The sequence below is a fragment of the Streptomyces sp. NPDC097640 genome, from assembly GCF_040302705.1.
Classification (GTDB): domain Bacteria; phylum Actinomycetota; class Actinomycetes; order Streptomycetales; family Streptomycetaceae; genus Streptomyces.
Genome location: NZ_JBEOSB010000001.1, coordinates 411,129 through 433,257 on the forward strand (window position 1 = coordinate 411,129; position 22,129 = coordinate 433,257).

A 22,129-nucleotide genomic window follows, 5' to 3' on the forward strand; every position below is an offset into this window, starting at 1 on the left:
GCGTGCACACCGTCGCACGCGTCGGCTGCGCTACAGCATTGCCTTCTGCGGCTGCGTGTACACCACGATGACCGTGGTGGTGTCGGCGGCCAGGGCCTCCGTGAGCTCGTGCTCCAGGTCCTCCGTGGTCCTGACATCGACCGCGCGGCAGCCGAAGCCCCGGGCCACGGTGGCGATGTCGAGACCGGGCAGGTCGAGGCCCGGGACGCCCGGTGTCTCCTCCAGCACCGCGAAGCTCTTGAGGATGGAGTACTCGCCGTTGCGCATGACCACATAGACGATCGGCAGGTTGTGCTGAGCCGCGGTCCAGACGGCCTGTACGGAGTACTGGAACGAGCCGTCGCCGATCAGGCCGAGGACGGACCGTTCGACGCCCCTGTCCCGGTCGCCCAGGGCCACTCCCACCGCGGCCGGTGTGCCCCAGCCGATACCGCCGCTGGCCGTGGCGAAGAACGAGCCGGTCCTGACCGTCGGAAGCCACTCGACCTGCTGCGCCATGGTGGAGGTCGACTCGTTGACGATGACGGCGTCGGCCGGCCTGACTCTGCTGAGCGCTGCGTAGACCTCCGGCGGTGTGAGCGGGCTGTCGGGCGTCCGCGGGAGCTCCCGTGGCCGCTCCATCGGCGCCGGGGCGGTGCGCGCGGAGCCGTCCGCCACCATGTTCAGCAGCAGGCCGATCGCCGTATGCGTGTCGCCGAGGAGGCTGTCGCCCACCCGCGCCGCCGCGGCGACCTCGGGGTTCGCGGTGATCTGGAGCAGTTCGGTGCCTGCCGGGAGGTAGTCGCCGGGGATGTAGGGGTAGTACCGGAACGCCTCGGCGCCGATGACGACGACCAGGTCGTGCCCGGTCAGCCGGTCGCTGATGGTCTTCACGGACATCCCGAGCGGCCCGCGGAAGAGGGGATGGTCCTCGGGGAAGGAGGCACGGTCCAGCAGCGGGGCGCCGTAGACGGCCGCGCGCAGTTTCTCCGCCAGGGCGATCGCCGTGTCCCAGCCGCCGCCGCGGTCCACCTCCGGCCCGAAGACCAGCGCGGGGCGGCTGCTGGCGGAGATGCGGTCGGCGAACTGCCGCAGGCGGTCCGGGTCCGGGGCGACCCGGTTGCCGACCGTCCGGACGCGGGTGTAGCCGGCCAGCGGCCGCTTCCAGTCGTCCAAGGGGATCGACAGGTAGACCGGCCCCGCGGGCGGCTGCAAGGCCATCGCGTAGGCCCGCATGAACGCCTCCGGGACATCCTCGGCGCGCGCGGGCTCGTACGACCACTTCACCCAGGGCTTCGGCATGGTGGTGGCCTCACGGTTGCCCAGGTACGGATCGCCGATCACCAGCTCCCGGTGCTGCTGCCCCGAGGTGACGATGAGGGGAGTGCTGCCGTGGTACGCCGCCACCAGGTTTCCCAGGGCGTTTCCCAGACCTGCCGAGGAGTGCACGTTGACCAGGGCCGGGCGCCCGGTGACCTGGGCGAAGCCGTCGGCCATCGCGATGACGGAGGCCTCCTGGAGCGCCAGTACGTAGGTGAAATCGTCGGGGAATTCCTGAAGAAAGGGCTGTTCGGTCGAGCCGGGGTTGCCGAAGACGGTGGTGAGCCCCAAGGAGCGCAGCAGATCGTAGGTCACGCTTCGGACGGTGCGTTGTGCGGTCATCGTGAGCTGCCACCTTTCGTGCGAGCACGGTGGCTTTTCCTTCAGACGCGGCCATGTGCGCGTCGGTAATCCCGACGCTACGGGGTGGACCGCGCGGCAGCCACTGGGCGCCCGGCAGGATCGCGCCGCCGACGGCACGCTGAAAGAGCGGCATGCCTTACCCATCCCTCACCCATGCCTCACCCATCCGAATCGAAAGGAGTGAGGAACTGATGGCCGACATCACCGACCTCCGGTCCTATATCTCCGCGCTCGACGCGCTGGGAGATGTTCAGCGCATCTCCCGCGTGATCGATCCGAACCTGGAAGCGGCGGCCGTCACGCGACGCTCCACCGAGAACGGCCGGCCCGCCCCGTTCTTCGAGCACCTCGACGGAGTCGGAGAGGGATTCCGCATGATCGGAGCCCCCGGCGCACTCTCGAGCGTTCCGGGGAATCCGCTGGCGCGGATCTCCCTCTCCCTCGGCCTGCCGTATACGACGACCCCTGCCGAGCTGGTCGAATGTCTCAGGGAGGCAGGCGCCAGGCAACTGCTCCCGCCGCGGCGTGTGGCAGCCGACTCGGTGCCCTGCAAGGAGAACATCCTGCTGGGTGACGAGGCTCGTCTCGGCCGATTTCCGATCCCGTTCGTTCACCAGGACGACGGCGGCCCCTACGTCAACACGTGGGGTGTGATCGTCGCGAGGACACCGGACGGCCGCTGGACGAACTGGTCCATTTCTCGCATCATGATGATCGACGACCGGCACATGACCGGACTGGTGCTGCCGAGCCAGCACCTCGGCATGATCTGGCGCGAGTGGGAGGCCCTCGGCGAGCCGATGCCCTACGCCCTCGTCCAGGGCGGCGACCCGGGTGTTTCCGTCGTCGGCGGAATGACCGTCCCGACCGAGGTCGACGAGGGCGCGTATCTCGGAGCGGTGCTGGGCAGACCCGTCGACGTGGTGAGGTGTGAGACGAACGACCTGGAAGTGCCGGCCTCCGCCGAGGTCGTCATCGAGGGGCGTCTGTCCGCGACGCGTGATGCCGTGGAAGGCCCGTTCGCCGAGTTCCACGGCTGGGCGCTGCCCGAGACGTCGCCACAGCCGCTGTTCGGCATCGAAGCGATCACGTACCGGGGGAACCCCATCTGGCCGCTGGCCGCCGCCGGACGGCCTGTGGACGACTCGCATGTCGCACCGGCCGCCGGTATCTCGGCAGAGGCCGTCGCGGTCTTGCGGAAGGCGGGACTGCCCATCACGACTGCCTGGCTGCCGCTCGGCGCCGCCTGCTTCTGGACGGTGATCACGGTCCCGCAGAACTGGCGCGATGTGCTGCCGGGGATGGACAGCGCGCGATTCGTGCACCGCGTCGGTGAGGTACTGAACGGCACCCGCGTCGGCCGGCTCTCCCCGGTCGTCTACGTACTCGACGACGATGTGGATCCGTCGAATGACGCGGATCTCCTGTGGGCGCTGGCGACCAGGGTGCATCCGTCACTCCGCCAGGAGCAGTGGCACGGGCCGATCATGCCGTGGTACCCGTGCTTCCTCGAGGAGGAACTCCACAACGGCTGGGGTGCCGTCGTCGTGCACGACGCGCTGCTCCCGGCGGTGGGAAGCGGACGCGTCCCGCCCGCGACCTTCGACGGCGTCTACCCGGCGGATGTGCGCGCCAAGGTCCTCGCCGCCGAGTCGGAGTCTCAGTCCGAGTCCGAGGCGGCAGGCGGACGCCGCCCGGGTGAATGACGGGGTTTCGGCGATCACACGGCGAGGTACCGATCAGCGTGCCTCTCGGACCGTGACGGACAGCGGTCCTCAACCACGGGGATGAGCCAGGAAAGGGACACTCGTGACCCAGCAGAATGTGACGGTTGCTGTCACAGGAGCGGGCGGCACCGGTGTGGCCAAGTGCCTGCTCGCCGCGCTTCAGCGGGACGACCGGGTCGGCCATGTCAATCTTCTGGTGTCGGCCAATGGGCGCAAACTGGTGGCCTTCGAATTCCGCACCGGTGAAGATCCGGACTCGGTGGTCGAGGCTTTGGACGCGACATCACCGAAAGTACGCTTCCTGGATCCGGCCGATATGTCAGGACCGGTGACCAGCGGCAGCTACCCGACCGACGCAATGATCATTATGCCGTGTGCGGTCGGCGTCATCGGACGCATCGCTCACGGCCATACGGAGAGCCTCGTCGAGCGAGCCGCGGATGTGATGCTGAAGCAACGGCGGAAACTCGTCCTCTGCCTCCGGGAAGCGCCACTGAATCTCATTCATCTGCGCAACATGGTCGCCGTCACCGAGGCGGGAGCCACCGTGTACCCCATGATCCCCACGTACTACAACGTGCCGGAGACACTCGAGGAGCTGCGGGAGGAGTTCGTCGAACGCGTCTTGCAGTTCCTGGGCCTGGCCGGCACGGATCGCTACCAGTGGGACGGCAGCGACACCACGGCGCGACGCGAGCACACGCAAACGCGATAAACCAGGCCGGCCACAGCCGTTCCCGCTTTGCGATCCGCTCCCGGGGGGTCGATCCTGGTGGGGAGGCATGCCGACCAATCGTGTGGACCAAGCGCAGGGGCCGCGTAGTCTGCGGTGACCGCGGCCCGAGCAGGGAGCGGGTTCCAGATGAGACTTGTCGTCGACCTCAATCGGTGCCAGGGGTTCGCGCAGTGCGTGTTCCTCGCCCCGGACGTGTTCGCCCTGCACGGCGAAGAGGCGCTGCTGTTCTCGCCGGAGTTCGACGAGGCGCAGCGCGAGTTGGTGGAGCGGGCCGCGGCGGCCTGTCCGGTCCAGGCCATCCTCGTCGACTACTCCGACGAGCCGACGAAGGGGGTGGAACCCCGTGTCGGCTGAGAGCGATGTCGAGGTCCTTCGGCGAGCGGGCCGCATCGTCGTCGTCGGTGCCTCGCTGGCCGGTCTGCGCGCGGCGGAGACCCTGCGCGAGACGGGGTTCACCGGTTCCCTGACCATGATCGGCGATGAGCCGTACGAGCCGTACGACCGGCCGCCGCTGTCCAAGCAGGTGCTGCTGGGGCGGGCGGACGCCGAGGACACCGCGCTGCCGCGGCGGCGCGACATCGACGCCGAGTGGCGGCTGGGCGTCGCCGCCGAGAGCCTGGACCGGGACGCCAAGCAGGTACGCCTGGCCAACAACGACACGGTTGCCTACGACCGGCTGCTGATCACCACCGGAACCAGGGCGCGCCCCTGGTTCTACCCCGAACAGGAGGCGCTGGACGGGGTGTTCGTGCTGCGTACCCGCCACGACGCCGCCCGGCTGTACCGGAAGCTGGCCGCCGGCCCGTCCCGGGTGCTGGTGATCGGCGCCGGTTTCACGGGGTCCGAGGTCGCCTCCGCCTGCCGGGAGCGGGGCCTTGCGGTCACCGTCGCAGAACGCGGCCCGACACCGCTGGTGGGCGCGCTCGGCGGGGTCGTCGGCGAGGTGGCGGCCCGGCTTCAGCGCGATCGCGGGGTGGACCTGCGCTGCGGCACCAGCGTGACCGCGCTGGAGGGCGACGAGGCCGGACGGCTCAGGCGCGCCCATCTGTCCGATGGCGCGGCGATCGACGTGGACGTGGCGGTGACCGCGCTCGGCGCCATCCGGAACACCGAATGGCTCGCCGGCTCCGGGGTGGCCGCGGGTCCCCGGGGGATCGCCTGCGACGCCGGATGCCGGGTGTTCGACGTCAACGGCATCGTCACCGATGACATCTACGCCGCCGGTGACGTCGCACGCAGCCCCCATCCGCTGTTCGACTACCAGTTCCTGGCGCTGGAACACTGGGGCAACGCGGTCGAACAGGCCGAGATCGCCGCCCACAACATGATCTGCGCGGCTCCCGACCGCAGTCCGCATCTATGGCTGCCGACGTTCTGGTCCGTCCAGTTCGGCGTCAACATCAAATCCGTGGGCGTCCCCACGATGGGCGACCAACTGGTCATCGCCCAAGGGGCACTCGCCGAGAAGGCGTTCGTCGCGGTGTACGGATACCGCGGCCGTGTCATCGCCGCCGCCTTCTTCGACCGGGCGAAGTGGCTGGGGTTCTACCGGGAGCGGATCGAGCGCGGCGCGCCGTTCCCGCCCGACTATCCCCTGGTCGACCGCCGGACGGAAGCGCCGCAGCCGATCGATCCCGCCCTGCCCGACCCCCACCTCCCCACCCACCAGCCCACCGTCACGCTGACGGGTCACTCACCGAGCGAGCGGCGTATCGAGTTCGTCCCGTCGCGGGCCTGACCACCGGCCCTGGACCGCCCGAAGCCCCTAGGAGACACCATGACGCTCGGCAGCATGTCCGAACGCATCAACGACTACGCCAACCGGGCCGATCCGTATCCGCTCTACGCGGAGCTGCGCAAGCAGCCGGTCATCCGGGAGGACGACGGCACCTACCTGGTCAGCACCTACTACGAGGTGAGGAGCCTGGCCAACGACCCACGGCTCAGCAACGACACACGCCACCGCGGGGCCGGCTGCGCCCGCCCCGGGGAATCGGAGGAGAACACGGGCCTGCCGCTGAGCTTCATCTTCACCGATCCACCCGAACACGACCGGCTGCGCAATGCGGCGAACTGCCCGTTCGGCCCCCCGAACAGCCCCAGGTTCCTCTACGACCTGCAAGCAGACCTGGCCAAGGTGGTCACCGAACTGCTCGACACCTTCGAAGGCAAGGACCAGGTCGACATCGTCGACGACTTCTCCTACCCCCTTCCGGTCACGGCCATCTGCAAGGTCCTCGGCGTGCCACGTGAGGACGAGCCGCGCTTCCACGGCTGGGCCGACGCCCTGGCGGCCGGAGTCGACCCCCACCCCGGCGAGAACGGTAAGGAGAAGGCAGACACGGCACGCCAGGCGATGGGCGCCTACCTGTCCGACCTGATCGACGACTCACGCCGCCATCCCCGCCCCGGGATCCTCAGCGCGCTCGCCCCCCAGACCGGCCCCGGCGGCAGCATGACACCGGCGGATCTGGTGGCCACGGCGGTGCTGCTCCTGGTCGCCGGCCACGAAACCACCGTCAACCTGATCACCAACACCACGCTCACCCTGCTGCGCCACCCCGACATCCTCCGGCGGTTCCAGAACGAGCCGGACCTGGCCACCCCGCTCATCGAGGAAGTGCTGCGCTACGAGCCCCCGGTGCAGTTCGTCCCGTGGACCACCGCCCTGGCCGACATCGACGTCGCCGACACCACCATCCCCAAGGGCTCCCCGGTCTGGCTCATGCTGGCCGCGGCCAACCGCGACCCGAAACGCTTCGAGGACCCCGACCGGTTCACGCCCGAGCGCAAGGACAACCAGCACCTCGGCTTCTACACCGGCATCCACTACTGCTTCGGCGCCCCGCTCGCCCGCATCGAGGCACACCTCGCCCTCCCCGAACTCTTCCGCCGGGTCAAGGACTTCCGGCTGCTGGAGGACCCGCCGCCGTACCGCGCCAACGCCGTGCTGCGCGGCCCCCGCCACCTTCCCGTGGCGATCAGCCTGTCGTGAGCACCATCCGGAAACGGGCCTGGCCGGCGAGCATCTTCTGGTAGGCCTCGTCGGCGTGGTCCAGCGGCACGGTCTCCGTCATCGGGCGGATGCCGTGCAGGGCGCTGAACGCCATGGTGTCCTCCACGTCCTGGGAGGTGCCCGACGGGTGGCCCCGGACGACGCGGGCGTGCATGAGCAGCTGGGCCGGGGTGATGGCCATCGGTGCGGCGTCCGCTCCGATCACCACCAGCTCCCCGCGGTGGGCCAGGCCGTCCACGGTGGCCGTGATGGCCTCGGAGCTCCCGGCGGTGGCCAGGACGGCCTTGGCGCCGCCGAGGGACTGGAGCGCCTCGGCGACCGGCGTCCCGGAGGTGCTGTCGATGTAGTGGTGGGCGCCCAACCGCTTGGCGAAGTCGGCCTTCTCGGCGCCGCGGGCGATCCCCACGGTCTCGAAGCCCATCGCCACCGCGTACCGCACCCCCAGGTGCCCGAGGCCGCCGAGGCCGAGCACGGCGACCAGATCGCCCGGCCGGGCGGAGCTGCGCCGCAGCCCGTTGTACGTGGTCACGCCCGCGCAGGCCATCGGCCCTGCATCGCTCGCCGACAGTCCGTCGGGGATCCGGGCCAGGGCGTCGGCGGGGGCGATCACCTGCTCGCCGAAGCCTCCGTCGTACGCCCATCCCGGGACCTTCAGGTTCTGGCACACGATGAAGTCGCCCTCGCGGCAGGGCCGGCAGTAGCCGCAGCTGCCGCCGAACCAGCCGACCGCGACCCGGTCACCGACCTGCCATCCACGGTCCTGAACGCCTTCGCCCAGCTCCTCGAGGTGCCCGGCGATCTCGTGTCCGGGGACCTCGGGGAACGACACGCCCGGTAGTCCGCCGTTCACGAAGAGCGCGTCACTGTGGCAGATCCCGCACGCTTCCACGGTGATCCTCACCTGGCCCGGTCCTGGCCGCGGCACCTCTCGCTCGGCCAGCTCGAACCTACCGCCAGGGGCGGTGACCTGCGCGACTCGATAGCGACTCATGGTTCCTCCGGAGAACACGTACGAAGGCCCCTCAACCAGCAGATCAGCTCCGGGCCGATCGCGCGCGCCGAGGGCACGGCCCCGGGACCGCGCGTCCGCTCACCACCGCTCCGCCGTGAGAAACCCGGACACCAGGGCGCCGGCTGCGGGCCGGCACTCCTCGAAGTAGGCGTGTCGGGCACCGGGGAAGACATGTGTCGTCGCGTGGGGGATGCGGGCGGCGAGCAGGGGGATGTTGTCCGGCGGTGTGAGCCGGTCCTGGTCGCCGTGCAGGAGGAGGGTGGGGGCGCCGATGCCGGGGAGGGCGTCCCAGGCGTCGTGCTCGTTGCTGGCCCTCAGGTGGCCCCGCCGGGCGTGTGCGGGCATGTCCGGATCGCCGAGGGTCGAGTACGGGCCGGGGTGGGTGGCCAGCCAGGCGGGGGAGTACATGAGATCCAGCAGGGCCTCGCGCGCGGCGCGCGGATCCGCCTGGGCGAGGGCGCGCCGCACCGAGGCGTCGCGCTCGACGGCGTGCGGGCCGCCGGGTGAGGTGCAGCCGAGGACGAGGCGCCGGACCCGCTCCGGGTGGCGGGCGGCGACCCATTGGGCGACCCGGCCGCCCATGGACGTCCCGTAGACATCGGCGCGCTCGACGCCCAGCTGGTCCAGGACCGTGATCACGTCCTCGGCGAACTGCCGTGTGGAGTAGCCCTCGTGGGGTCTGCCGCTTGCGCCGGTACCCCGGTAGTCGACGGTGATCGTGTGGTGCGTGGCGTGGAAGTCCTCGCGCACGCCGTCCCACCAGTGGTGGTTGTTGGCCTGCCCGGCCAGGAGCACGAGCGGATGCCCGGACCCCTGGAGCTGATAGGCCAGGGCCGTGCCGTCCTGGGCGCGGGTGGTGCCGTGGATGTGTTGTGCGCCGTCTGTCATGCCATTTCCCTGCGAAGCTGTTGCGGTCGGGCCCTGATCTCGCCGGTGGCCATTCTCGGCGGACAGCCGCGCCGGGGCGTGACGGGGGTCGCATTGGACACCATGCATGCGCCTGTACCATTATGTGCATATGAATGCACGCATGCATCAATCAGCTCGCTGGGCCGGCGGATGCCGGTGAATGACGGGCCGGCGACCCCGACCAGGTCGCATACGCATCCCAGCGGCGCGGCGCAGTTCTCCGCGGCCGCCCATGTCTTCTCGCTGCTCTCCGACCCGACCCGGCTGCATCTGGTGTGGTCCCTCGCCCGGGGCGAGGCCGATGTCAACACCCTCACCGAGGCCAGCGGGGCGGCCCGCCCCGCGGTGAGCCAGCACCTGGCCAAGCTGCGGCTGGCCGGGCTGGTCCGGGTGCGCAAGGAGGGCCGCCGCTCGGTGTACTCGCTCCACGACGGCCACCTGCGCCGGCTGGTCGTCGAGGCCGTCAACCACGCCGATCACATGGTCACCGGGGCTCCGTCGCACGACTGAGACGGCAGACGGTCATGCGCCACGGCGTACGGCGACGACCTTGGGCTCGGTCATGGCCTCCACGGCATACCGCACCCCCTCACGGCCGACGCCCGACCGTTTGGGCCCGCCGAAGGGCATCGCGTCGATCCGGAAGTCGCTGCTGTCGTTGATCATCACGGCGCCGACCCGGAGCCGTTCCGCGATGTCCAAGGCGGTGTCCAGCGAGGTGGTGAAGACGCCCGCCTGAAGGCCGTAGCGGGTGTCGTTGGCGCGGGCGACGGCCTGGTCCACCGTGTCGACCGGCTCGACCACCAGCACCGGGCCGAAGATCTCCTCGGTCATCACCTTCGCGTCCGCCGGGACGTCCGTGAGCACGGTCGGCCAGTAAAAAGTGCCGTCCCGGCGGCCTCCGGCGCGCACCACCGCGCCGCCCTCGCGCGCCTCCCGCACCCACTCCTCGACCCGGCGCGCCTCGCGCTCGCTGATGAGCGGACCGATGTCCGTACGGAGATCGGCCTTGCTGCCCACCCGTAGCTCCTCGGTGGCCGCGAGCACATCCCGGAGCAAGGGCGCGAAGACGCGCGCGGCGACGAAGACCCGCTGCACCGACAGGCAGTTCTGCCCCGCCACACCGAAGGCCCCCGCCACCACGGCCTGCGCGGCCGCCCGGGTGTCCGCGTCGTCGAGGACGAGGACGGCGTTGTTCCCGCCCAGCTCCATGAGGGTCTTCTTGGCTCCGGCGGCGCCGGCCACCGCGTCTCCGGTCCGGTGGCCGCCGGTGAAGGACACCAGGTCCACCAGCGGGTGGCTGACCAGGGCGCGGCCCGCACCGCCGCCGGTGCCCGGGACGACCGCGATCCGCCCGGCGGGCACCCCGGCGTCCAGCAGGATCTCGGCGAACGCCAGCGCGGTGAGCGGGGTGGCCTCGGCCGGCTTGAGGACCACGCCGTTCCCGCCGGCCAGGGCCGGGCCCACCTTGTGCGCGACCAGGTTGAGCGGGTCGTTGAAGGGGGTGATGGCGGCGACCACCCCGACCGGTTCCCGGGTGTACCAGCCCAGCCGGCCCTCGCCGCGGGAGGTGTCGGAGAACGGCAGGGTCTCACCGGTGAGGCGGTGGGTCTGCTGGGCCGAGAGCCGCAGGGTCTCCGCGGCGCGGGACACCTCGCCGTTCGCCTCCCGCAGCGTCTTGCAGCCCTCCCGGGAGATCACCTCGGCCAGCCGTTCGCGGTGGCGCAGGACCAGCCCGGCGGCCGTGTCCAGCGCCTCGCGCCGCCTCCAGGCGGGCCAGCTCGCCCCGGAGGCGACGGCGGCGGCCACGCCGGTGACGGCCTCGTCGACCTCGGCGGGGCTGGTGTCCGTGACATGGCCGAGCAGGCGGCCGTCCTCCGGATCGTGCACAGGCATCGTGGACGCGCCGTCCACCCATCTCCCGGACCACAGCGCCCCGGCGGGCGGCCGCCAGGTCAGCGGGGTGGCGGGCGCGGTCTCGACAGTGGTCATCGGCTCGCTCTCTTCGTTCGGGCGGCGCGTCACGCGCTCGGGTAGTGGCAGGAGACGAGGCGGCCCGCGGGGCCCGCGCCCAGCGTGGGGGCCTGGGTGCGGCACCGCTCGCCGACCAGGGGGCAGCGGGGGTGGAAGCGGCACCCGGAGGGCGGGCTCACCGGGCTGGGCGGCTCACCGCGCAGTGCGCCGAACTCGCCCTCCCCGGCGGACGCCTCCGGCAGCGAGGCGTCCAGCAGCGCCCGGGTGTAGGGGTGGGCGGGGCGTTCGAACAGCTCCTCCCGGGAGGCCACTTCGACGATCTCGCCGAGATACATGACCGCCACCCGGTCGCAGATGTGCCGTACGACGCGCAGGTCGTGGGAGATCATCAGCAGGGTCAGATCCAGCTCGTCCTTGAGCTCGACGAGGAGGTTGAGGATCTGGGCGCGGACGGAGGCGTCGAGCGCGGAGGTCGGCTCGTCACAGATCAGCAGGCGTGGGCGGAGCAGCAGGGCGCGGGCCACCACGAGCCGCTGGAGCTGGCCGCCGGAGCATTCGCCCGGGCGCCGGCCGAGGAACGACGCGTCGAGCCCCACCTGGCCGAGGACCTGGAGAATGCGCTGCTGGCGCTCCTCCCGGGTCCCCAGGCCGTGCTGGGCGAGCGGGGCCTCGAGGCTGGTGCCCAGTCGCATCCGCGGGTCCAGCGCGGCGAACGGGTCCTGGAAGACCAGTTGCATCGAACGGCGCAGGGCCTTGCGGCCGCGGCCCCTGGTCCGGGCGACATGGACGCCGTCGAAGAAGACACGCCCGGAGTCGACCGGAGTGAGCCCGAGCATGGCCCTGGCCAGGGTGGACTTGCCGCAGCCCGACTCACCCACAAGACCCAGGACCTCTCCGGGGGCGATGGTGAACGACACATGGTCGACCGAGTGGACATAGCTCTTGCCGCCGAACGCGCGGCCCTTCACCGGGAAGTGTTTGACCAGGTCCTCCACGACGACGAGCGGCTGTCCCGCCGCGGGGCCGGGGGCGCGGTCCGCTTCCACGAGCGCGGTCATACGGCCACCGCCTCGCCGACGGGCTCGCCGCCGGGCTGGGACGCCCAGCAGCGGCAGCGGTGCTCACCACCGTGGGTGTGCAGCGGCGGCTCGGCGCCCGAACACCGGCCGGTGATGCCCAGGTCCTGGGAGAGCGGACATCGGGGCTGGAACCGGCATCCGCGGTCCAGGCCGCGGGACTGGGTCGCGCTGCCCGGGATGGAGAAGAGCCTGCCCTCCTCGGACTGGAGCAGCGACGCCTTCAGCAGGGCGCGGGTGTAGGGGTGTTCGGGGGCGTCGAAGACCTCGCGCACCGATCCCTCCTCCACCACCCGCCCCGCGTACATGACGGCCACCCGGTCGGCGATCGAGGTGACGATGGTGAGGTCGTGCGTGATGAGCAGCACGGCCATGCCGGACTCGCGCTGCTTGCGGCGGAGCAGCCGCAGGATCTGGGCCTGGACGGTGGCGTCGAGCGCGGTCGTCGGCTCGTCGGCGATCATCATGGTGGGGTCGGCGGCGAGGGCCGCCGCGATCATCACCCGCTGGGCCATGCCGCCGGAGAGCTGGTGTGCGTACGAGGCGGCTCTGCGCTCGGGTTCCGGGATGCCGACGTCGCGCAGGAGTTCCACGACGCGCGCCTTCGCCTGGCGGCGGCTGAGCCCTCGGTGCAGCCGCAGCGGCTCGGCGACCTGGCTGCCCACCGTGCAGGTCGGGTCGAGCATGACCTTGGGCTGCTGGAAGAGCATGGCCAGCCGGTGCCCGCGGATGCGGTTCATCCGCTTCGGCGGCAGGGCGGTCAGGTTCTCCTCGCCGAGGGTGATCCGGCCGCCGGTGACCCGGGCGCCGGGCGGCAGCAGCCCGATGGCGCTCAGCGCCGTCATGGTCTTGCCGGAGCCCGACTCGCCGACCAGCGCGACGATCTCGCCGCGCCGGACGGTCAGGTCGAGGCCGTCGACCGCGGGGGTGGCGGAGGCGTGACCGGACTCCGGGAACTCCACCCGCAGGTCCCGGATCTCGAGCGCGGTGTCGCCGGTGGTCACGGGGGCCGGCGGGGGACGGTGAGGCAGGCGCATGGTCCGGGTTCCCTTCAGCGTCGGACCGCGCGAAGGCGGTTCCGCACGGTCACGGTGGCTTCTTCGAAGTGCTGGGCGAGGGTGGCCAGCGCGGCGTCGACGTCGTCGCCCGCGATCAGCCGCGCCAGTTCCCGGTGTTCGTCGACGAGGTCGAGGCGCGCGGGGTCGGCGTCGGCTTGCAGGTTCAGGCACAGCCGGGTCTCGGCGATCACGGTGCCGAACATGCGGGTCAGCCGGGGGCTGCCGGCCGCCTCGATCACCAGGGAGTGGAACCGCACATCGAGGTCGGCCACCTTCGACCAGTCACCGGTGCGCGTGGCACGGGCGAGTTCGTCCACCGTCTCGCCGAGGGCCGGCAGCAGGCCGGGCGGTCTGGGCGAGGTGATGACCCGGCGGAAGGCGGCGGCCTCGAGCGCCTCCCTGGCGTAGTAGATGTCGAGGACGTCGGCCTCGCCGAGCAGCGGCACGAACACCCCGCGATGGGGCTGGCTCAGCAGCAGTCCCTCGTGGACGAGGCGGGCGAGGGCCTCGCGCACCGGGCCGCGGCTGACCCCCAGGGATTCGGCGAGTTCGGCCTCGCCCAGCTGGGAGCCGGGCGGGAAGGTGCCGGTGAGCAGCCGGGACCGGATCTGCTCCACGACCTGTGCGGTGAGCGTGGTGCGGCGGACCGGGGGAGCCGGCGGCGTGGTCTCACGTGGCATCCGTCCTCCTCTTGCGTTTCAGCTCCATGCCGTGGCCGATCAGGGTGACGCTCAGCGCCGTCACGAAGATCGCGGCGCCGGGCGCGATCACCAGCAGGGGGAGGCGCTCCATGTACGGCTGGGCGTCCAGCAGCATGGCGCCCCAGTCGGAGTCGGGGGGCTGCACGCCCAGCCCCAGGTAGGACAGCCCGCCGACGGTGATGAGCTTGTGGCCGAACCGCAGGAAGCCCAGGGAGAGCACGGGCCGCAGCGCGTTGGGGATGACGTGGCGGAAGATGATGAAGGCCTTGGAGCAGCCGAGCGCCTCGGCGGCCTCGATGTACTCCCGGCTGTTGATCTCCAGGGCGAGGCCCCGCATCAGGCGGGCGAAGGGGGTCCAGCCGACGAGGGTCAGGGCCGCGATGAGCATGCCGTAGCCGGTGCCGAAGGCCGCGATCAGGAACAGGGCGACGATCACGTCGGGGATCGAGATCAGCAGGTCGGTGGTGCGCATGACCACCTCGTCCACCACCCCGCCGCGCCGCGCGCTGAAGGCTCCGATCACCGTGCCGATCACGGCGGAGAGCAGCAGCGTGACCGCCGCGATGGAGACCGAGAAGCGGCCGCCGTACATCAGCCTGCTGAGGATGTCCCGGCCCAACTGGTCGGTGCCGAGCAGATGGTGGGCGCCGGGCCCGGCCAGCCGCCGGCCGAGGTCCTGGTGTGCCGGGTCGTACGGCGCGATCCACGGGGTGAGCAGCAGGACGATCAGCACCAGGGCCAGCGCGACGGCGCCGAGGCGCAGCGTCCAGTGCCGGCCGGTGACCACGCGCAGACCGGTGGCGGTCCGGCGGGCGAGGCGCCGGGGGGCGGTGGCGGGCACCGGATCGTGGGAAAGCGAGCTAGACAGCGCCATCGTGCACCCTCACGGCCGGGTTGACAGTTGCGTACAGAAGGTCGGTCACGGTGGTGATCAGGACCGCCAGCGCCACGGTGCACAGGATTCCGCCCTGGATCAGCGGGACATCGTGGTTGACCACGGCGTTGTAGACGAGCCGGCCCATTCCGGGGATGGCGAAGATGACCTCCACGACCACCGACCCGCCGAGCAGCCCCGCGAACCACAGGGAGAACAGCGTCATCACGGGCAGCAGGGCATTGCGCAGCCCGTGCCGCAGCAGCGCCTGGCCTCCGCTCAGTCCCCGGCTGCGGGCGGCGGTCATATAGGGCGATGCCAGGACATCGCTCATCGCCGCTCTGGTGACCTGCGTGAAGTAGGCCATGGGCCGCAGTGCGAGGGTGAGGGCGGGCAGGATGATGGACGTCGGGTCGCGCCATCCGGCCGAGGGCAGCCAGCCGAGGTAGCGGGAGAAGACCAGCACCAGGATGGGGGCCAGCCAGTATTCGGGGACGGCGACGAAGCTCTGCGTCACCAGGGTCACTCCGTTGTCGACCCGTTTCCCCGGCCGCATCGCGGCGAGCGTGCCCAGCGGCAGGGCCGCGAGGAAGGCCAGCCCGATGGCGATGACAGCCAGGGTGCCGGACACGCCGATGGCGGTGGACAGCAGTTGGTCGACCGGGGTGCGGCTGGTGAAGGACAGGCCGAAGTCCCCACGCACCGCATGGCCGAGCCAGCTCAGATACTGGACGAGGATCGGCCGGTCGAGCCCGAGCTCGGAGCGCAGGGCCGCGATCGCCGAGGGGTCGAGGGCCTGGTCGGAGACTCTGGACCGCAGGATCGTCCGGACGGGATCGCCGCCCGAGGCGTACGGGATGGCGAAGGTGGCCGCTGATACGGCGAGCAGGGTGATCAGCAGCACCAGAAGCCGCCGCACGGCGAATCTGACCATCGTTCACTCCTCCTTTCCGGGCTCTTCCGGCAGGTGGGCGGTGGGTTACTTGATGATGTCGAGGGCCCGGTAGTAGGCCCCGGCGAACGGCAGGAACCAGGGGGGCCCGAAGTGTCCGGGGACCCGCGGGAACTTCATGCCGCGCCAGATGTTCGCCTCGGGCCGGCCGTCCATGACATCGGCCATCTGCCGGCCCATGTGGGTGGCCATCTGGACCCCGTGGCCCGAGTAGCCGAGGGAGTAGTAGAGGCCGTCCCGCTCGCCGGAGTGGACCATCTGGTCGAGGCTGATGTCGACGAGACCGCCCCACAGGTAGTCGATGCGCACGCCGTCGAGCTGCGGGAACACCGAGAGCATCCCCTTGCGCAGAATCTGTCCGCTCTTCCGGTCGGACTGGGGATTGGACATGGCGAACCGCGCCCGCCCGCCGAACAGCAGCCGGTTGTCGGGGGTGATGCGGAAGTAGTAGAGGATGTTCTTGGAGTCGGAGGCCATCCGGCGGGTGGGCATGAGCTCGTCGACCACCTCCTGCCGAAGCGGTTCGGTGACGATGATGAAGCTGCCGACGGGGATGATCCGGTTGCGCAGCCAGCGGAACGGGGAGCCGGTGTAGCCGCTCGTGGCGACCAGCACCTGATCGGCGCGGAGGGTGCCGATGGGCGTGGTCACATCGTGCGTGGTGCCGCTGACCCGGCGGACCCCGGTGACCGGGGCCTTCTCCAGAATCCGCACCCCCTGGGCGGCGGCGGCCTCGGCCAGACCGCGGACGAACTTGCCCACGTGCAGGCCCGCGCCCTGAGGATCCGCCATCGCGCCGTGGTAGTGGTCGGATCCGATCTCGGACCTGATGTCCTTCCTGGGGACCAGCTGTGTGGGGTAACCGATCAGGTCGGCGAGTGCCTCATGGGTGCGGGCCAGCCGCTCGTAGTGCGCGGGCTTGGCGGCCAGGTTGAGCTTTCCGGTGCGGGTGAAGTCGCAGTCGATGTCCTCCTCCACCACCAGCTTCTCGACGGTGTCGATGGCCTCGTTGTAGGCCAGGTAGGCCGCCTTGGCGGTGGGAAGGCCGTAGCGCTCCACGGCGGTGAGGAAGCCGATGGCCAGCCCCGTGGTGCACATGCCGCCGTTGCGTCCCGACGCTCCCCAGCCCACGCTCTCCTGCTCGAGCACGGTGACCTGGGCGCCCTTGCGGGCCAGATGAAGCGCGGCGGACAGCCCGGTCAGCCCGGCGCCCACGATCGCCACATCGGTGCGGCCACCGATCTCCACCGCGCTGCGGTCGGGGCCGGCCGGGGAGGTGTCCAGCCAGTACGGGACGGTTTTCACGGCGCTCACAGCCCGAGCAGCGCGGGCAGTTCGGACAGGGCCGACACCTCGTGGTAGCCGTAGTACGGCACGCTGGGCTCATAGCGCCGGTTGACGTACACCTTGTTGGCGATCCGCAGATCGTGGGCCGGGATGAGGTCGTAGCGCAGGCTCGAGGAGACGTGCAGGATCTCATCGGGGGCGCAGCCCAACTGCTCCAGCATGTACTCGAACGCCTGGAAGCGCGGCTTGTACGCACGGGCCTGCTCGGCCGTGTACACGGCGTGGAACGGGGCGCCCAGCTTCTCGACGTTGCCGCCGATCTGGTCGTTCGCCGCGTTGGAGAGGATGACCAGCGGATAGCTCTCGGCGAGGGTGCGCAGCGCGTCCGGCACATCGGGGTGCGGACCCCAGGTGGGCACGGCGGCGACGATGGCCGCGCCGTCCGTGTCGCGGTATTCGATGTTCCACAGGGCGCAGGCCCGCTGAAGGGCGTGCCTGATGACGTCGGGGTAGAGCTGGTAGGCGCCCAGCACCTCGTCGATCCGGAACGCCTCGAAGTCGTCGAGGAAGTCCTCCATCCGCTCGGCCGCGACGCGGTCGGCGAACAGCTCACGGGTGAGGGCGGACATCCCGAAGGCGGTGAGGGTGCCGTAGCAGTCGAACGTGATGTACTTGGGCCGGAAGTCGATCACAGCGTGCTCCTTTGGGTGGTGCGGCGTCACTTGGTGCCGAGGGAGAGGTTCGCGGTGAGGGTGTAGTACGGGTGGACGGCGAAGCCCTTGAGGCCGGAGGCGACGGCGACGGACTCGGTCTCGTGGACGAGGAAGACGTCCACGGCGCGGGACTGGAGCTCCGCGGCGACCTTGGCGTAGTCGGCGTAGCGGGCTTCGGGGTCCTTCGCGGAAGCGGCCTTCTTGATGAGGGCGTCGGTCTTCGGGTCGCAGTAGTGCGAGAGGTTGTAGCTGCCCTTGCAGGTGTAGTCCGCGGTCAGATAGCCCAGCGGGTCGGGCATGTCGCCGAGGTGGTTGCGCGAGAGCAGGGCGGCCTGGAAGTCGCCGGAGAGCAGGTCGGGTTCCACGGAGGCGTAGTCGCCGGTGCGGATGCTCGCCTTCACGCCGATGGCCTTGAGCTCCTGCTGGATGATGGCGGCGAGATCGGAGAAGCCCGATCCCTCGTTGTAGGCGATCAGGGACACCTTGATCGACTCGGGCTTCACCCCGGCCTCGGAGAGCAGGGCCCTGGCCTTGGCCGGGTCGGCCTTCACCGGGGCGGCCCCGTCGGGCGTCCAGGGTTCTCCGGGGCCGAACGGGCCGACGGCCTGCCGCCCCGCCCCCTGGTAGACGGCGTCGGTGATCGCCTTGGTGTCGATCGCCGCCTGGAACGCCTGCCGCACCTTCTCATTGTCGAAGGGGGCTTTTTTGTTGTTGAGGACGAGTTCCGTGGTTCGGGGAAGCTGTTCGGTCAGCACCTCGACGGAGGAGTTCCCCTTGAGGTCCTGGACGCTCGGGACGGGAAGCTTTCTGGATATCTGGGCTTCCCCGGTCTGTATCTGGGTGGCCCGTTTGGCGCCGTCCGCGATGAACCGTACCTCGGCGGAGGCCAGTTTCACCGGGCCGTTCCAGTACTTCGGATTGCGCTTGAGCTGGATTGCCTGTTGGGGGATTTCCTTGGTGATGCGGAACGGACCGGTGCACGTTCCTTCGGGATCGGTCGACGATCCGGTGTAGGCCTTCGGGGCGAGTATTCCGGTGTTGGGGGCGGCGAGCCGGAAGGGCAGCAGGGCGTCGGGGGCGGGGGTGGTGATCCGCACGGTCGAGCCGTCCACCTCCGTGACGCCGGCGATCGTGTCGGGCGAGAATCCGGGGGCCGGAGTCTTCGCGGCGAGCGCGTGTTTCAGGGCTCCGGCCACCGCCTTGGCGTCGAGCGGGGAGCCGTCCTGGAACGTCACTCCCGAGCGGAGGGTGAAGTCCCAGGTGGTCGGGCGGGTCTGCTTCCACGAGGCGGCGAGCATCGGCTTGATCCCGCCGCCCGTCTGGTACTTCACCAGGGTCTCCAGGCAGCCCGCCTTGCTGAGGACGAAGGAGTCGTCGGTCTCCAGGGCCCAGTTGGCGGCCGGCGCGAACGGTTCGTCGACCACGATGGACCGAGCGCCTGCGGCGTCACTGCCGCTGGAGGTCTGGCCGCCCATTCCGCAGGACGTGAGCGTCAGGGTCGTTGCTGTCAGTACAAGGGCCAAGCGCGGTTTGTTCATGGGTCTCACTGATCCGATCGGGGCAACTGAGACTTCCCAGCGTTCGGGGAGTCGGCGCGGCCGAAGATGGCCGGAATCGGGGAGGTGGCGCTTGGTTGACGAAGGTAAGAGGCGATGACGGCGCTGTCGATAGGTTGTCGATGATATTTTGTAAACAACCTATTGCCGTCATGTCACCTGCTCGTCGAAGCCGGAATGGGCGGGCGGCAGTTGAATTCCCGGAAAAGGGCATGCCGAATGGATCCAGGACCCTGACGCCAATTGGTCTGGACGAATGCCCGATGTGGCGGCCCCGGCCGGGTCAGCCGGGGCCTGATGTCATGTCATGTGGTGGGCGAGCGCCAGATGGGGGTCGTCCACGTCCGGTCCGAGAGCCGGGTCGGTGTGCACCAGGGCGGCGGTCAGCCGGGGCACCGCGTGGATCAGCGCATGCTCGACGTCGACCGCCACGCCGTGCGACTCCCGTACGCTCAGCCCTCCGTCCACCTCGACCGTGGCCTCGGCGCGCAGCTTGTGCCCGATCCAGCGCATCCGCAGCTCACTCACGCCGCGCACCCCGGGAACCTCGCGCACCGCGGCCTCGCCTTTGTCGACGAGGGCGGGGTCGACGGAGTCCATGAGGCGGCGGAAGACCTCGCGTGCCGCGTCCTTGAGGACGAGCAGGATCGCGGCCGTGATGAGCAGGCCGACGATCGGGTCGGCGAGCTGCCAGCCGAGCGCGGCACCGCCGGCGCCCAGCAGCACGGCGAGCGAGGTGAAGCCGTCGGTGCGGGCGTGCAGTCCGTCGGCGACCAGGGCCGCCGAGCCGATCTTCCGTCCGACCCGGATCCGGTAGCGGGCCACCCATTCGTTGCCGATGAAGCCGATGACCGCCGCGACGGAGACGATGCCCAGGTGGGAGACGTCGCGCGGGTTCATCAGCCGGTCTATGGCCTCGTAGGCGGCCAGGGCCGCCGAGGCGGCGATGGTGAGGACGATGACGATTCCGGCCAGGTCCTCGGCGCGCCCGTAGCCGTAGGTGAACTTGCGGTTCGCCGCACGCCGTCCCAGGACGAAGGCCACGCCGAGCGGAAGCGCGGTCATCGCGTCGGCGAAGTTGTGGATGGTGTCACCCAGCAGCGCCACCGAACCGGAGATGAGGACGACCACGGTCTGGAAGATCGCGGTGGCGCCCAGGATCGCCAGGGAGAGCCAGAGGGCGCGCATGCCCTCGGCGGACGACTCCATCGCGGAGTCGACCTTGTCCGCCGCCTCGTGCGAGTGCGGCTTCACCACATGGGTGACCTGGTGCTTCCAGCGGGACCAGCGGCCCTCGCCGTGGTCGTGGCTGTGGCCATGGTCGTGCCCGTGATCGTGGTCGTGGCTGTGATCCTCGTGGTGCCCGTGATCGTGCCCATGGTCATGAGCCGACGCGTGCGCCTTCGGGTGGGCATCTGCCGGGGCTGGGGGATGAGGGTGTTCGTGGGCCTTCATGCGTGGCTCACCTTCCAGGAATGTTGCCGCGGGGAGAACGGTGCCGGGGCACCCTCCTATCATTATGTGCATACGCGTGCACCAATGCACTTGTAGGATCGTACGGAAAGATTTGAGTCACTGCCTGAGGGCGGTGAACTGCCTCACCGGGCTCGCGTGGGTTCCGGGTGCGCCGACCTCAGCGGGCCGGAGCCCGCTCCGGAGCGGTGGTCCGGGTCGTGCGACGGCCACAGCCACACCGCCAGCAGCGCCGCCGCGAAGGCGATCGCGCCCAGCGTGATCACCGCCGACTGGAGCCCGGCCGTCGCGCCGAGCCATCCGGCGAGCGGGTAGGTCAGCAGCCAGAAGGAGTGGGAGAGCGAGAACTGCGCGGCGAACACCGACGTGCGCTCCTCGGCCGGCGCCGAGCGGCGGACCAGGCGGCCGACGGGTGTGAGCACCATCGAGCACGCGGCACCGAACGCGGCCCACGCGGCGAGCAGCGCCGGCCATCGCCACCCTCCCGCGGAGGCCGCCGTCAGGGCGCCGAGCGCGACGTGGACGGCGGTGAGCAGGAGGGCGCCGCGCAGCATCACGGCCCGGTCCGTGACCCTGTCGAGGAGCCGGGGCAGCAGCAGGGCGACGGCCATCGAGCCCGCGCCGTACGCGCCGAGGGCGAGCGGCACATCGGCGGCGGAGCGGCCGAGATGGTCGCGCACGTACACCACGGTGTTGACGGTGACGGTCGCGCCGGCGGCGGCGACCGCGAGATTGAGGGCGAGCAGGGCGCGCAGCCGCGGAACGGCGAAGAAGAGCCGGGTGCCCGCGGTGGCCTTGGTGTAGGCGGAGCCGGCGCGGGGTGCCGCGACCGGCTTGGGCAGGACGGCGGAGACCACCAGCGCCGCCGAGGCCAGAAAGCCGAGCACGGTGCCGGTGAACAGCCAGTTGTAGCTGATCAGCGTGAGCAGCCCGGCCGCGAGCGCCGGGCTGAACAGGCTTTCCAGGTCGTAGGCGAGCCGCGAGAGGGAGAGCGCGTGGGTGTAGTCGCGCTCGGCGGGCAGGACCTCCGGGATGACGGCCTGGAAGGTGGGGGTGAAGGCGGCCGAGGCGGACTGGAGCGCGAAGACCAGGACGTACACCTGCCAGACCTGGTCGACGAAGGGCAGCGTCAGCGCCACCCCGGCCCGGATCAGGTCCGCGCCGACCAGCAGCGCCCGGCGCGGCAGCCGGTCGGCGAAGGCGCCGACGACCGGGGCGATCAGCACGTACGCCGCCATCTTGATCCCCAGCGCGGTGCCGAGCACCGAACCGGCGTCCGCCCCCGCGATGTCATAGGCCAGCAGGCCCAGCGCGACGGTGGCCAGACCCGTTCCGACCAGAGCGATCACCTGAGCCGTGAAGAGCAGGCGATAGGCGCGGTCGCGCAGGACGGAGAGCATGCG

The 22,129-nt window shown here is 70.6% G+C and carries 20 protein-coding genes; 6 read left to right on the forward strand and 14 right to left on the reverse strand.

What is annotated here, in order from left to right:
• Positions 1-30: 30 nt before the first annotated feature.
• Complete coding sequence (mdlC, locus tag ABTY62_RS01280; RefSeq protein WP_352127242.1) at positions 31-1,614, reverse strand: benzoylformate decarboxylase; 1,584 nt, start codon at positions 1,612-1,614, stop codon at positions 31-33.
• Positions 1,615-1,853: 239 nt separating this feature from the next.
• Here mdlC and ABTY62_RS01285 point away from each other — a divergent pair, with 239 nt between their 5' ends.
• From ABTY62_RS01285 to ABTY62_RS01305, 5 genes are all read left to right on the forward strand, one after another.
• The gene (locus tag ABTY62_RS01285) at positions 1,854-3,368 is read left to right on the forward strand and encodes a UbiD family decarboxylase (RefSeq protein WP_352127243.1); all 1,515 of its coding nucleotides are present in this window, start codon (positions 1,854-1,856) and stop codon (positions 3,366-3,368) included.
• A gap of 103 nt (positions 3,369-3,471) precedes the next feature.
• Entirely contained in the window at positions 3,472-4,104 is a 633-nt protein-coding gene (locus ABTY62_RS01290; protein ID WP_352127244.1) for a UbiX family flavin prenyltransferase, read from the forward strand.
• Positions 4,105-4,251: 147 nt separating this feature from the next.
• On the forward strand, positions 4,252-4,479 hold the full coding sequence (locus ABTY62_RS01295) for a ferredoxin (protein ID WP_352127245.1): 228 nt from the start codon (positions 4,252-4,254) through the stop codon (positions 4,477-4,479).
• A complete protein-coding gene (locus tag ABTY62_RS01300) occupies positions 4,469-5,863 on the forward strand; it encodes an NAD(P)/FAD-dependent oxidoreductase (RefSeq protein WP_352127246.1) in 1,395 nt (464 codons plus the stop codon). Before ABTY62_RS01295 ends, ABTY62_RS01300 begins: the two co-directional genes overlap by 11 nt.
• 39 nt (positions 5,864-5,902) lie before the next feature.
• The gene (locus ABTY62_RS01305; RefSeq protein ID WP_352127247.1) at positions 5,903-7,120 is read left to right on the forward strand and encodes a cytochrome P450; all 1,218 of its coding nucleotides are present in this window, start codon (positions 5,903-5,905) and stop codon (positions 7,118-7,120) included.
• Here ABTY62_RS01305 and ABTY62_RS01310 read toward each other — a convergent pair.
• Together ABTY62_RS01310 and ABTY62_RS01315 are read right to left on the reverse strand one after the other, a co-directional pair.
• Positions 7,107-8,132: an alcohol dehydrogenase gene (locus ABTY62_RS01310; protein ID WP_352127248.1), complete on the reverse strand. Its 1,026-nt coding sequence runs from the start codon at positions 8,130-8,132 to the stop codon at positions 7,107-7,109. The genes ABTY62_RS01305 and ABTY62_RS01310 overlap by 14 nt on opposite strands.
• A 99-nt stretch (positions 8,133-8,231) precedes the next feature.
• Positions 8,232-9,041: an alpha/beta fold hydrolase gene (locus ABTY62_RS01315; RefSeq protein ID WP_352127249.1), complete on the reverse strand. Its 810-nt coding sequence runs from the start codon at positions 9,039-9,041 to the stop codon at positions 8,232-8,234.
• 171 nt (positions 9,042-9,212) lie between these two features.
• On the opposite strand from ABTY62_RS01315, the gene ABTY62_RS01320 reads away from it, so the two are divergent.
• Entirely contained in the window at positions 9,213-9,572 is a 360-nt protein-coding gene (locus ABTY62_RS01320) for an ArsR/SmtB family transcription factor (RefSeq protein WP_352127250.1), read from the forward strand.
• Positions 9,573-9,584: 12 nt separating this feature from the next.
• Here ABTY62_RS01320 and ABTY62_RS01325 read toward each other — a convergent pair whose 3' ends face one another.
• The 11 genes from ABTY62_RS01325 to ABTY62_RS01375 form a co-directional block, all read right to left on the reverse strand.
• Positions 9,585-11,054 carry an aldehyde dehydrogenase family protein gene (locus ABTY62_RS01325; protein WP_352127251.1) on the reverse strand — a complete coding sequence of 490 codons (1,470 nt, stop codon included), beginning with the start codon at positions 11,052-11,054 and terminating at the stop codon, positions 9,585-9,587.
• Between the two features lie 29 nt (positions 11,055-11,083).
• Positions 11,084-12,094 carry an ABC transporter ATP-binding protein gene (locus ABTY62_RS01330; protein ID WP_352127252.1) on the reverse strand — a complete coding sequence of 337 codons (1,011 nt, stop codon included), beginning with the start codon at positions 12,092-12,094 and terminating at the stop codon, positions 11,084-11,086.
• Complete coding sequence (locus tag ABTY62_RS01335; protein ID WP_352127253.1) at positions 12,091-13,149, reverse strand: ABC transporter ATP-binding protein; 1,059 nt, start codon at positions 13,147-13,149, stop codon at positions 12,091-12,093. Before ABTY62_RS01335 ends, ABTY62_RS01330 begins: the two co-directional genes overlap by 4 nt.
• Positions 13,150-13,163: 14 nt before the next feature.
• Complete coding sequence (locus ABTY62_RS01340; protein WP_352127254.1) at positions 13,164-13,850, reverse strand: GntR family transcriptional regulator; 687 nt, start codon at positions 13,848-13,850, stop codon at positions 13,164-13,166.
• Positions 13,840-14,745 (reverse strand): ABC transporter permease, encoded by a 906-nt coding sequence (locus ABTY62_RS01345; protein ID WP_352127255.1) that lies wholly within the window; start codon positions 14,743-14,745, stop codon positions 13,840-13,842. The genes ABTY62_RS01340 and ABTY62_RS01345 overlap by 11 nt, the downstream gene beginning before the upstream one ends.
• On the reverse strand, positions 14,732-15,679 hold the full coding sequence (locus ABTY62_RS01350) for an ABC transporter permease (protein WP_352127256.1): 948 nt from the start codon (positions 15,677-15,679) through the stop codon (positions 14,732-14,734). The genes ABTY62_RS01345 and ABTY62_RS01350 overlap by 14 nt, the downstream gene beginning before the upstream one ends.
• A gap of 45 nt (positions 15,680-15,724) precedes the next feature.
• The gene (locus tag ABTY62_RS01355) at positions 15,725-17,002 is read right to left on the reverse strand and encodes an NAD(P)/FAD-dependent oxidoreductase (RefSeq protein WP_502997386.1); all 1,278 of its coding nucleotides are present in this window, start codon (positions 17,000-17,002) and stop codon (positions 15,725-15,727) included.
• A 5-nt stretch (positions 17,003-17,007) separates the two neighbouring features.
• The gene (locus ABTY62_RS01360; protein ID WP_311722020.1) at positions 17,008-17,676 is read right to left on the reverse strand and encodes a haloacid dehalogenase type II; all 669 of its coding nucleotides are present in this window, start codon (positions 17,674-17,676) and stop codon (positions 17,008-17,010) included.
• A gap of 26 nt (positions 17,677-17,702) precedes the next feature.
• The gene (locus ABTY62_RS01365) at positions 17,703-19,172 is read right to left on the reverse strand and encodes an ABC transporter substrate-binding protein (RefSeq protein ID WP_352127258.1); all 1,470 of its coding nucleotides are present in this window, start codon (positions 19,170-19,172) and stop codon (positions 17,703-17,705) included.
• Between the two features lie 381 nt (positions 19,173-19,553).
• A complete protein-coding gene (locus tag ABTY62_RS01370; protein ID WP_352127259.1) occupies positions 19,554-20,708 on the reverse strand; it encodes a cation diffusion facilitator family transporter in 1,155 nt (384 codons plus the stop codon).
• 143 nt (positions 20,709-20,851) lie between these two features.
• The gene (locus ABTY62_RS01375; protein ID WP_352127260.1) at positions 20,852-22,126 is read right to left on the reverse strand and encodes an MFS transporter; all 1,275 of its coding nucleotides are present in this window, start codon (positions 22,124-22,126) and stop codon (positions 20,852-20,854) included.
• Positions 22,127-22,129: the final 3 nt, after the last annotated feature.

Coding starts and splice junctions, on each gene's coding strand:
- ABTY62_RS01350 (WP_352127256.1), bottom strand. CDS start 15,679: ATGGTCAGATTCGCCGTGCGGCGGCTTCTGGTGCTGCTGATCACCCTG.
- ABTY62_RS01370 (WP_352127259.1), bottom strand. CDS start 20,708: ATGAAGGCCCACGAACACCCTCATCCCCCAGCCCCGGCAGATGCCCAC.
- ABTY62_RS01325 (WP_352127251.1), bottom strand. CDS start 11,054: ATGACCACTGTCGAGACCGCGCCCGCCACCCCGCTGACCTGGCGGCCG.
- ABTY62_RS01365 (WP_352127258.1), bottom strand. CDS start 19,172: ATGGGCGGCCAGACCTCCAGCGGCAGTGACGCCGCAGGCGCTCGGTCC.
- ABTY62_RS01285 (WP_352127243.1), top strand. CDS start 1,854: ATGGCCGACATCACCGACCTCCGGTCCTATATCTCCGCGCTCGACGCG.
- ABTY62_RS01340 (WP_352127254.1), bottom strand. CDS start 13,850: ATGCCACGTGAGACCACGCCGCCGGCTCCCCCGGTCCGCCGCACCACG.
- ABTY62_RS01320 (WP_352127250.1), top strand. CDS start 9,213: ATGCCGGTGAATGACGGGCCGGCGACCCCGACCAGGTCGCATACGCAT.
- ABTY62_RS01295 (WP_352127245.1), top strand. CDS start 4,252: ATGAGACTTGTCGTCGACCTCAATCGGTGCCAGGGGTTCGCGCAGTGC.
- ABTY62_RS01315 (WP_352127249.1), bottom strand. CDS start 9,041: ATGACAGACGGCGCACAACACATCCACGGCACCACCCGCGCCCAGGAC.
- ABTY62_RS01310 (WP_352127248.1), bottom strand. CDS start 8,132: ATGAGTCGCTATCGAGTCGCGCAGGTCACCGCCCCTGGCGGTAGGTTC.
- ABTY62_RS01305 (WP_352127247.1), top strand. CDS start 5,903: ATGACGCTCGGCAGCATGTCCGAACGCATCAACGACTACGCCAACCGG.
- ABTY62_RS01375 (WP_352127260.1), bottom strand. CDS start 22,126: ATGCTCTCCGTCCTGCGCGACCGCGCCTATCGCCTGCTCTTCACGGCT.
- ABTY62_RS01345 (WP_352127255.1), bottom strand. CDS start 14,745: ATGGCGCTGTCTAGCTCGCTTTCCCACGATCCGGTGCCCGCCACCGCC.
- ABTY62_RS01335 (WP_352127253.1), bottom strand. CDS start 13,149: ATGCGCCTGCCTCACCGTCCCCCGCCGGCCCCCGTGACCACCGGCGAC.
- ABTY62_RS01330 (WP_352127252.1), bottom strand. CDS start 12,094: ATGACCGCGCTCGTGGAAGCGGACCGCGCCCCCGGCCCCGCGGCGGGA.